The 10,479-nt window shown below is 41.1% G+C and carries 11 protein-coding genes and 1 other RNA gene; 6 read left to right on the top strand and 6 right to left on the bottom strand.

Going from position 1 to position 10,479, the window contains the following annotated elements:
* The coding region (locus ACJAZP_RS19170) for an RlmF-related methyltransferase (RefSeq protein WP_415232350.1) at positions 1-621 on the top strand (621 nt) is incomplete at its 5' end.
* Positions 622-703: 82 nt separating this feature from the next.
* On the opposite strand, the gene serA is transcribed toward ACJAZP_RS19170, so the two are convergent.
* The 6 genes from serA to ACJAZP_RS19140 all read right to left on the bottom strand — a co-directional run bounded on the left by serA (position 704) and on the right by ACJAZP_RS19140 (position 5,504).
* Positions 704-1,933, bottom strand: coding sequence for a phosphoglycerate dehydrogenase (gene serA / locus ACJAZP_RS19165; RefSeq protein ID WP_415232349.1), 1,230 nt, complete (start codon positions 1,931-1,933; stop codon positions 704-706).
* A 263-nt stretch (positions 1,934-2,196) separates the two neighbouring features.
* Positions 2,197-2,853, bottom strand: coding sequence for a ribose-5-phosphate isomerase RpiA (gene rpiA, locus ACJAZP_RS19160; protein ID WP_415232348.1), 657 nt, complete (start codon positions 2,851-2,853; stop codon positions 2,197-2,199).
* Between the two features lie 284 nt (positions 2,854-3,137).
* Positions 3,138-3,728, bottom strand: coding sequence for a 5-formyltetrahydrofolate cyclo-ligase (locus tag ACJAZP_RS19155; protein ID WP_415232347.1), 591 nt, complete (start codon positions 3,726-3,728; stop codon positions 3,138-3,140).
* Between the two features lie 403 nt (positions 3,729-4,131).
* Positions 4,132-4,527, bottom strand: coding sequence for a DUF2391 family protein (locus ACJAZP_RS19150; protein ID WP_415232346.1), 396 nt, complete (start codon positions 4,525-4,527; stop codon positions 4,132-4,134).
* 362 nt (positions 4,528-4,889) lie between these two features.
* Positions 4,890-5,074: non-coding RNA, 6S RNA (gene ssrS, locus ACJAZP_RS19145), on the bottom strand.
* 136 nt (positions 5,075-5,210) lie between these two features.
* Positions 5,211-5,504: a cell division protein ZapA gene (locus tag ACJAZP_RS19140; protein ID WP_415232345.1), complete on the bottom strand. Its 294-nt coding sequence runs from the start codon at positions 5,502-5,504 to the stop codon at positions 5,211-5,213.
* Between the two features lie 184 nt (positions 5,505-5,688).
* Between ACJAZP_RS19140 and ACJAZP_RS19135 the strand changes: the two genes are divergently transcribed.
* From ACJAZP_RS19135 to ACJAZP_RS19115, 5 genes are all read left to right on the top strand, one after another.
* Positions 5,689-6,258: a UPF0149 family protein gene (locus ACJAZP_RS19135; protein WP_415232344.1), complete on the top strand. Its 570-nt coding sequence runs from the start codon at positions 5,689-5,691 to the stop codon at positions 6,256-6,258.
* Positions 6,259-6,270: 12 nt separating this feature from the next.
* Entirely contained in the window at positions 6,271-7,590 is a 1,320-nt protein-coding gene (pepP, locus tag ACJAZP_RS19130) for a Xaa-Pro aminopeptidase (protein WP_415232343.1), read from the top strand.
* Complete coding sequence (gene ubiH / locus ACJAZP_RS19125; protein WP_415232342.1) at positions 7,583-8,806, top strand: 2-octaprenyl-6-methoxyphenyl hydroxylase; 1,224 nt, start codon at positions 7,583-7,585, stop codon at positions 8,804-8,806. Before pepP ends, ubiH begins: the two co-directional genes overlap by 8 nt.
* On the top strand, positions 8,803-10,005 hold the full coding sequence (locus ACJAZP_RS19120) for an FAD-dependent monooxygenase (RefSeq protein WP_415232341.1): 1,203 nt from the start codon (positions 8,803-8,805) through the stop codon (positions 10,003-10,005). Before ubiH ends, ACJAZP_RS19120 begins: the two co-directional genes overlap by 4 nt.
* Before the next feature lie 386 nt (positions 10,006-10,391).
* On the top strand, positions 10,392-10,479 hold an 88-nt coding region (locus ACJAZP_RS19115; protein ID WP_415232351.1), incomplete at its 3' end, for a hypothetical protein.

The following is a 10,479-nucleotide window of genomic DNA, read 5'->3' as shown; positions in this document are numbered from 1 at the left end:
GAAGGTAAGCAGATTAAGGTATTAGATATAGGCACCGGGGCAAATTGCATTTATCCCATTTTAGGCAGCCAAAGTTACGGATGGTCTTTTGTGGGAACGGATATTGATCCGTTATCGGTAAAAATGGCTAATCTGATTATAAAATCAAATGCCGTTCTTAAACCTTTTATTAAAGTGCAGTTACAAAAGAACAAACAGGCTATTTTTGCGGGGGTTATTAAAGCCAAAGACAAGTTCACCTTAACCATGTGTAATCCCCCTTTTCATGCCTCCATGGAAAAAGCGCTTGCCGGGAGTTCCCGGAAAATAAAGAATCTCAGTAAAGATCAAAACAATCCGTCTCAGGTACTCAATTTTGCAGGGCAGGAAGGGGAGCTTTGTTGTGCCGGCGGGGAAATTGCATTTTTAAAACAGATGATTCAGGAAAGTAAAGATTATGCCCTGCAGGTATGCTGGTTCAGCAGTTTAGTTTCAAAGTCGGAAAATGTAGCAACCTTGAAAAAAGAACTTGAAAAAGCGGGCGCTGCGCATGTCAAGGTCATTAAAATGGCCCAAGGACAAAAAGTCAGCCGTTTTATCGCCTGGACTTTTTTACTCCAACCACAAGATTTTCAGAAGTAATAAAAATTTTGTGACGGCCAATAAAAAACCTGAATATCACTATTCAGGTTTTTTTATTGAAGATAGAAAATGTTAAGCGGGTTTATCTTAATAAACGCGCTTTAATGGTACCTTCGATCTCGTTTAATTTCGCTAATGCAAGCTGAGCATCATCACTGTTTACATCAATGACTACATAACCAATGTTTGCATTTGTTTGCAGGTATTGTGCGGCAATATTGATACCGTACTCTTCAAAGGTTAAGTTGATTTTGGTTAGAATACCCGGCATATTTTTATGAATATGCAGTAAACGGCTGGCATCAACGTGCACTGGTAAAGACACTTCAGGGAAGTTCTTAGAAGATAATGTTGAACCATTATCTGAGTATTTCACTAACTTGCCTGCAACTTCATAACCAATGTTTTCTTGTGCTTCCTGAGTACTGCCACCAACGTGAGGAGTTAACAATACGTTATCAAACTTACGCAGAGGAGAAATAAACTCTTCTTTATTTGATCCTGGCTCACTAGGGAACACATCAATAGCGGCACCAGAGAGTTTTTTACTTTCAAGTGCAGCGCATAACGCCGGAATATCAACCACGGTGCCACGTGCTGCGTTCATAAAGATCGCACCATCTTTCATTTGTGCAAACTGTTTAGCACCCATCATGTTTTTAGTCGAGGCAAGTTCAGGAACATGCAGACTAACAATATCAGACTGAGCAAGCAGCGCTTCTATGGTTGCTATTTGTACCGCATTACCGAGGCTTAATTTACTTTCAACGTCGTAATATGACACTTTAAAACCTAAGTTTTCAGCAAGAATACCAAACTGGGTTCCGATATGACCGTAACCGATAATACCTAAATTTTTACCACGTGCTTCATAAGACTTATTGGCTGATTTATCCCACTCGCCGCGATGCGCTTTTGCGTTACGTTCTGGAATACCACGTAATAATAATAATGCCTGACCTAATACTAATTCAGCAACACTGCGGGTATTTGAAAAAGGCGCATTAAATACCGCGACGCCTTTTGCTTGAGCTGCCTCTAAATCAACCTGATTGGTACCGATACAAAAACAACCAATGCCAACCAGTTTCTCTGCTGCAGCTAGTACAGTTGGATTGAGATTAGTACGGGAGCGGATACCAACAAAATGAACATCTTTAATTTTTTCAATTAACTCTTCTTCGCTTAACGCTGTTTTGACGTATTGAATGTTGTTGTAACCAGCCTGGGTGAAGGTATCAACCGCACTTTGATGTAATCCTTCAAGCAGTAAAATTTTTATTTTATCTTTATCAAGCGAAAGCTTAGTCATTATATTTCCTTGTAGCCTATCAATAAGGTAAATGGACAAACAGAGTTAAGAGTTCCAAGATGCCAACTAAGTATTCAATAAGCAGACTTAGTTGAAAAAATGGGAAGTGCAATTTTTGAGAACTTAAAATAGCAAAAACTGAAGCGCTTGTGAACTTTTTGTGATGAAATTCACAAATAAAAGTTTGGACTTAGTTATTACCTTTTATTCTTGATCTGAGTGTGCAGCCGAGTTTTCCTGTCCACTCAGACTCAAATATTTGATTATTTTAGTGTTTTAACACCTTCTGGCGTGCCTACTAAGACAACATCGGCCGCTCGGTTGGCAAACAGGCCGTTTGTTACTACGCCAACGATAGCGTTGATTTGCGCCTCTAATTTAAGTGGCTCAGCTATTTTAAAGTTATAAACGTCTAAAATTACATTGCCGTTATCTGTTACCACACCTTGACGGTAAACCGGCTCTCCACCTAATTTTACCAATTCACGTGCGACATAACTGCGCGCCATCGGAATCACTTCAACGGGTAATGGAAATTCACCTAAGATATCAACATTTTTAGTGTTATCCACAATACAGATAAACTTCTCAGCAACCGCTGAAATTATTTTTTCACGTGTTAAGGCTGCACCGCCACCTTTGATCATGTGGTTGTAAGGGTTTATTTCATCCGCACCATCGACATAAATACTCAATTTAGAAATTTCATTAAGATCAAAAACTTCGATACCATAAGATTTTAATCTTGCAGTCGATTCATCTGAGCTTGAAACTGCGCCTTTGATAAGATGCTTTATGGTTGCCAGCGCATCAATAAAATGAGTCACCGTTGAACCGGTACCGACGCCAACGATGGTATCTGGTTGTACGTATTCCAAGGCTGCATAGGCGGCGGCTTTTTTCATTTCATCTTGTGTCATAGTCCGAGCTTCCTGTTTTTATGGTTCGTGGTAATAGTTGCTGAGATTATACTCAATCCTGTTTAGTTATCCATGGGATAATGATTAAACAGGGTGATTTTTTAGGCAAATTCTTTGCAGATAGTTATTCAAAAAAAGCGCGGGTATTCTACGGGAAAGCAAAAGTGCGTTACAAGATGAGGAACATCCAGGCTACTTACTGATTTATCGATATTAAAGTAGGCGCCGTTTGTGCATTTTTTTGAGGGATGCTGATTCCTGCATATTCAAGTAATTTGGGTATATCACCACCGAAAGTGCATGGCAGGGGTAATTATTTCAGGTAATGGCACATCCCATTCTTCCACGGGCAGTTGCGCTACCTGCTGGCAATCATGGGCTAAACCGATGGGATAGGGGCCGCTTTTATCTTTAAACCAGGGAGCAAGCATTCTGTCGTAATAACCGCCTCCCATACCGATCCTATTGCCCTGTGTATCAAATGCAACAAGGGGGGTGAAAATAAGATCTAAATCTGTCATTGGGCAGGTGTCTAGTTTATTTAATTTAGGCTCGAATATGCCGTGTTGATTAAGCACCATTTCAGTTGTTGTGGTGTATTCCAGAAATAACAGGTGACCTTTATTAAAAGGATGGATAACGGGCAGGTATATTTTTTTATTGTTTTTCCAGCACCACTGCACAAATCGGAGCGTATCTATTTCACCGTCATAAGCGAGAGTGACGGATATTTTGCCCGCTTGCTGAACTCGAGAATGTTTAATCAAACGGCTGAACAACCTGTCTGCATCCTGTTTCTGCTGCAAGCCGGAAAGATCGCGCCTTGCTATGCGGATTTGATGTCGTATTTCTGTTCGAGAAAGTGCTTTGTTCATAAGTTATACCAAATCCATTAAATTCATACCCATTTATGCTTGTTAAAACACATGCTAGCTAGACATAAAACTACGTTTTAGTCTTTGTTATTAATTGAATAATTAGAACAACTAGTTATTGCAATCAATGCCTTGCTTTCATGCGTTTTTCCGGCGCCTAAATAGATCATCTAATTAGTGGAATTGGTATTAATGCCAATCGCTGCCGGTAGAGTGGGAAACAATACTCCTCATAATACGCTTTTGACAGTGACTCCGTCCGGTGGCTTTTTATTAATGAGGATTCTGCGATGAAGACTATTTTTAACTGATATTTAAAACAGTCTCTGATGATATCTAAAACAGTTTTACCTGGCTGTAAACTCCGCGCTGATGCATTGACAGAATCGTTAGTGAAGTTTTATCACTCTTTGTCAAAGCTATCTACGACAATAGCGCCCATTGACGCAGGCATGGTGATGATGATGATACGTTTTAAAGCGGTTATCGGATCCTCAAACAAGGGCAGTTTATTTAAACAGAATAAAACCAAACTGACCACAAAAGCCGCCATGACGTAGGCGATAAATATACGAAACACAAAAACGATTAAACGCGACTTGATATTCTTTTGAAAGACACTTTCATAGGTGAAAAAAGCCAGGAATAATACCGATAAAGTAAATAACATCATTAGGTTAGGAAAAGGTAAGGTTTCACCCAGTCGCCACGCTTCCTCGGAGAATGAGATTGGCACTGCCAGAGCAAAAGCGCCGACAAAGACCTGACTGACATCTTCCATATTGAAACTGAATTTCATTTTATATCCTTCAACGGCCGGCCATTTTTATCGTAATCAGCTTTGTTACGACTCTGTCTGCTTGCCTTGTCTACGCCTGAGCGGGATTTAGTTTGTTGGTAATGTAAGTTATGCACTTTATTTCATTCTCGCGCATATTAGAAGCGCCAGTTGTTAATATTTTAGTAATATTTGCATCGATCGCACTAATAACCGTAAGCACCTGAATGCGACAGCTCTGATCGATCAGAATTTGCAGGCAAAGCGATGGATATTTTGGCGTTTTACATAATTAAAAAGGGGGAGTAACTAAATGAATTTGTGATTGATTTTTAACCTGAATTCGAAGTTCAATGTCTGGATGTGTGTGCAATAAACAATAAAAGTAACCCAAGGATATCGTTATTGACTGTTGGCCTGAACCCGAAGGTTAAGGTAGGTGTCTTAGTGTTTGCCGTAGGCTTCTCGATACGAGCCGAGCTTGCACAATAGCATTCAATCCAAGTCACCGGGGTTATACTTATCGGCTCAGAGACGTAGTCAAGAAGAGCGGATATCCGAGGGTTGAAATAACTTTACGTCATTTTTTTGCATTTGGAAAGGCTTTTTCAATAGAATTTCGACATTGTTTCAAAGTTGATATTCATTTTTTGAATCGATGATTTAACTGTTTAAAAATCAGCATAGTTGTGTCAATGTCAGTTTTATTTGCTGTCTTTTGTCAAGACCTGATTCATTGATTCATTGATTTTTTGAATACGTTGGTCGAGTTCTTTTGTTTGTTCTTGGTGTTGCGTTTTTTCAACATTAAGTTCATGGCATAAATTTAATGCTGCCAACACAATGACTTGTTCATTACGTAAAGTTCGAGCGCTACTTTTTATGTTTCTGATTTTTTCGTTAAATTGATCGACGCTGTTTTGAAGGGTTAGCTCTTCTCCTTCAGGGCATGATATTTTGTATTGTTGCCCTAAAATAGATATATCAATATGTGCCATAATCAACCTGCGAAATGTAAATTTGAAATAAGCTTGGCTTGATAATGTCGGCAAGCTCGAAAATAATGTAATAACTTACGAACTATAGCTAGCATGTTATCAAGTTTCAAGTAGTTACTAGCGACAAAAACGACAGGATGTTAGTATTAAGCTTTATATTTTATTTAATCGGTGAGTAAAACGAATGAGTAATGAACCCCTACCAAGTTTTAACAAAATAACGCAAACTTTGGAAGCTGCAGAACTGTTTACCAATGCATCAGAAACACACGGCGTTTTATCCGGCCTTATTTGCGGTGGTGTTAAACTTGATAATCAGAGTTGGCGACCTCATTTTAATGATGTTGTCAATGAAGGCTTGGGGTTACCGAGTAATGCTCAAAAACTGGTGGAGTCTATATATGGACAGGTTGTTAATCAGTTTACCGATGATGGTTTAGGATTTAACTTATTATTGCCCGATGATGAAGTCCCCCTTGATGAACGCGCTGAAGCAATGTCACAATGGGCTCAGGGTTTTCTGGTCGGATTTGGGATGGTGCAGCAGGCATTAAATCAAGCTCCCGCGGATATTCAAGAATTAATCCGTGATATTCGCGATATCTCCCAGGTAAGTTTAGATTTTGAACAGGAAGATGAAGATTCAGAAATCGCATTTGCTGAGATTGTTGAGTATCTTCGGGTTGGTGCCATGCTCTGTTTTAATACTTTTTCACGTAATTCCAACACCCCCATTTCAAAAACCCTCCACTAGGATTAAGAGTTAATGATAATGACTGAATTTCAACAACGCAGAGCCGCTTTTTTTTCAAAAATGCAAAACAACAGTCTGGCAATTTTTCCTGCCGGACAAGAACAGATACGCAGTAAAGATACTGAATATCCTTTTCGGCAAAATAGTGATTTTTATTATTTAACCGGTTTTAATGAGCAGGATGCTTATCTGCTCATTATTAATAAAAGTGGCGAGCAGCAAAGCATTTTATTTAATCGCAAAAAAGATAAAAATGCTGAAATTTGGCATGGTCTGCGCACCGGGCAAGATGCTGCCGTCAGTAAACTTGGTTTTGATTCGGCCTATGATGTTCTAGAGTTTGAAGAGCAGTTACCGGGATTAATTGCTGAATTACCCGTGCTTTATTATCCGGTTTTTAATGCACCCGAATTAGAGCGCAGTTTAAGCTCGGTGATTAATTTAATGCGCGCAGATCGCAGCAAAGGGCAAGTTGCACCTGCGCAGTTCATTGATAGTCTGCCTATTGTGCATGAAATGCGTTTAATTAAATCTGAAAGTGAAATTGAATTGATGTCCGATGCTGCTGAGATTTCAGCGGCGGGGCATATCAGGGCCATGCAGCTTTGTCATTCCGGCATGTGGGAATACCAGTTAGAAGCAGAAATTCGCTATGAATTTGCTCAGCAGGGTGCGCCAAATGTTGCCTATAACAGTATCGTTGCCGGTGGTCAGAATGCCTGTATTTTACATTACACCGATAATAATCGACAGTTACGTGATGGTGACCTGGTCTTAATTGATGCCGGTGCTGAGTATAAAGGCTATGCGGGAGATATCACTCGAACCTTCCCTATTAATGGTGTTTTTTCTGAACATCAGGCCAAATTATACCAACTGGTTTTGGACATTCAAGTGAGTGCCATTAACCAGATAAACCCCGGCGTTGCCCTGGCTGATATTAATAAAAATGTGGTTAAGAAACTGGTTGATGGTCTGCTTGAACTTGGCATTTTAGAAGGAGACAGTGAGCAGCTGATAAAGGACCAGGCTTACAAAGCGTTTTACATGCACGGGATCGGTCATTATTTAGGGTTAGACGTCCATGACGTGGGCTTATACGGCACCGCAGAAAATCCGCGCTTACTTGAAGCCGGGATGGTGATTACTATTGAACCCGGTTTATATATCAGCGAAGACGCCGATGTTGATGACGTTTGGAAGGGCATTGGTATCCGTATTGAAGATGATGTATTAGTGACCCAAAGCGGAGCTGAAGTATTAAGCGCCGATGTCCCTAAAAGTATCAATGAAATTGAAGCATTAATGGCCAATGTAAGTGTCTATGGATAAAAATAGTGATTATGATGTTGTGATAGTCGGCGCAGGTATTGTCGGCTCTCTGCTTGCTTATGCTTTATTAAAACGCAGTCCGACCCTGAGAGTGGTGCTTGTAGATGAAAACCCGCAACCAAATTCAGTCAGCAAAAACTTTACCCATCCGGGATTTGATGCGCGCAGTATTGCGCTAAGCGCAGGCACCTGCGATATCCTCGACGATTTGGGTTTTTGGGCTGCGATTAAAGACCATGCTCAACCCATTGAAGATATACATATCTCTGATCGCGGTTGTTTCGGCGCGTTAGATTTGTGCAGTGAAGATAAGCATCGGGCATTCGGTTATGTGCTTGAACTGCATCAAATCGGTAGCGCGCTTAATAAACAATTAGATAAATTAAAACAATTAACGCGTTTTTATGGAACGCGTATAACCAACATTGAAAAACAATCGCCGCAGACCCTTTGCCATCTTGTCGATAACACTATTTTAACGGCAAAATTGTGTGTCGCCGCCGATGGAGTCGACAGTTTGACCCGTGATTTGCTGTCGATCCCCGCGCAATCTTTTGATTATCAATGTTCGGCGATCATCGCTAATGTGCGCTGTTCTAAACCCCACCTCAATAAGGCATTTGAGCGTTTTACCGAATTTGGTCCGATTGCCTTATTACCCTTAGCGGGTAATCATTACGCACTGGTTTGGTCGGTTGCAAGTGACGATCTGAGCCGTTTATGCGCATTAAATGATGAGCATTTTCTCGCTGAACTGCAACATGCCTTTGGTTATCGGGCTGGAGTGTTTAGCGCCGCCGGAAAGCGTGATAGCTACCCGCTGAAATTGCTAAAAACAGCACAACCTTTTACTCATCGCGGTGTTTGTATTGGTAATGCGGCGCATTGTCTGCATCCTGTGATGGGGCAAGGATTTAATTTAGGAATGCGTGATCTGTTTGTCTTAGCTGCTATCATTGGTGATCTGCCGGACCCGCAAAAAATAGGGGGCTTTGAAATGCTTAATCGTTATTGGTCAGCGCGACAGGCAGATCATAATACCACCATCGGTCTCACGGATTCAGTAGTGCGTGTTTTTAATAATAACCATTGGCCGATGATCCTGGGACGAAATATCGCCTTACAGGCGATGCGTTATTTACCCGATTTATCAGCCCCGATTATAAAACAGGCAAAAGGGCAGTTTCCATTACTCAGTAGAGATACAAGCGAATGATGCAATCATATGACTTAACCATAGTGGGCGGCGGAATGGTAGGGCTGACTCTGGCGGCTTCTCTGGCAGACAGTGCATTATCGATTGCACTGATTGAAACCAAAAATGCACCAATATTATCCACAAAGCCGGCCGACAGAGTCAGTGCCATCAGTTTTGCCAGTAAAAATATTTTTGAAAACTTAAACGTCTGGCAGCTGCTCGACAGCGCCAGAATAACAGCCTACGACAGCATGCAGGTCTGGGATAAAGACAGTTTTGGTAAAATTGAGTTTTCTGCACAGCAGGTCGGGCTTTCGGATCTTGGTTATATTATCGAAAATGATCATCTGCAGTTGGCCTTACTCGATAGAGTACAAAAGCAAAAAAATGTTGATTTTTATAGTCCCGATAGCTTAAATGATATTGTCTTTGGTGAAGGTGAAGCATGGTTAACCCTGCGCAGTGGTAAAACCCTGACCTCCAAATTGGTGGTCGGAGCTGACGGCGCCAATTCATGGTTACGCAAAAAAGCCTCTATCCCTTTAACCTCTTGGGATTATCAGCACCATGCGCTAATCGCCACGGTTAAGACCGACTTGCCCCATGAGCATTGTGCCAGGCAGATTTTTACGCCCGACGGGCCACTCGCTTTTTTGCCCCTTTTTGAAAAAGACTTATGCTCTATTGTCTGGTCAGTGTCACCGGAAAAAGCGCAGCAGTTAAAAAATCTAACCGCTACCGAGTTTAATAAACAATTATCGCGCAGTTTAGATAACCGTTTAGGCCTGTGTGAGTTACAGGGTGAACGTTTCAGTTTTCCGCTGAGCATGCGTTATGCACGAGATTTTGCCAAACACCGAATCGCTTTAATCGGCGATGCGGCGCACACTATCCACCCTCTGGCGGGTCAGGGTGTTAACCTTGGTTTATTAGATGCGGTCAGTTTAGGGCAAACCATTGAGCAAAATATCGCGGCAGAAAAAGATATTGGTTTATATCAAAACCTCCGTTATTTTGAGCGTTGGCGGAAAACCGAAGCCGCACAAATGATTGCATCTATGGAACTGTTGAAGCAATTATTTGCAGGAGACAATCCCCTGCAGAAAGCGCTGCGCGATGTTGCGTTGGTTGTTACGGATCAAGCCAGTCCACTGAAAAAAGTATTTATTAAACAGGCAATGGGCTTGAGCGGAGAATTACCGCTATTGGCAAAATAAATTAATTTGGGTACATATACCCATGTTACCTCAAGATGCTTTGTCAGGCGCAAGCTCGGAGACCAGAGCAAGGCGCAACATGAGGTAATGGTTATTCCCTTTGCGATTGGTGCAACGCAGCGCTGGTTTTCGAGCTCGTGCCCCGTAGGGCAAGGCAAATTGTACCCATCTGCTTTGTTATAAAATCTCTATGTAGAATAACTATACTTCAATTTTATGCCTAGCATCTCGGCACAATTTTCCTTGCTGACTTTGCATCTTGAAGTATCATGGGTATAAATGTATGGCTTTGAATTTGTATTTTCAAGTGGCCATTTTGTGCAACTAAAAAAACAGTGTATATTATCCAAAATTCACATTAAATCTAACTTAGAAGAGCTTAAATTATGATCATTAAACCCAAGATTCGTGGCTTTATTTGTACAACAACTCACCCAGTGGGCTGCGAAAAGAATATACAGGCACAAATCGAAT

The sequence above is a fragment of the Psychromonas sp. genome, from assembly GCF_047632955.1.
GTDB lineage: Bacteria > Pseudomonadota > Gammaproteobacteria > Enterobacterales > Psychromonadaceae > Psychromonas.
The sequence above is the reverse complement of the archived record's forward strand: the minus strand, read 5'-3'. Positions and strand labels throughout refer to the sequence as shown.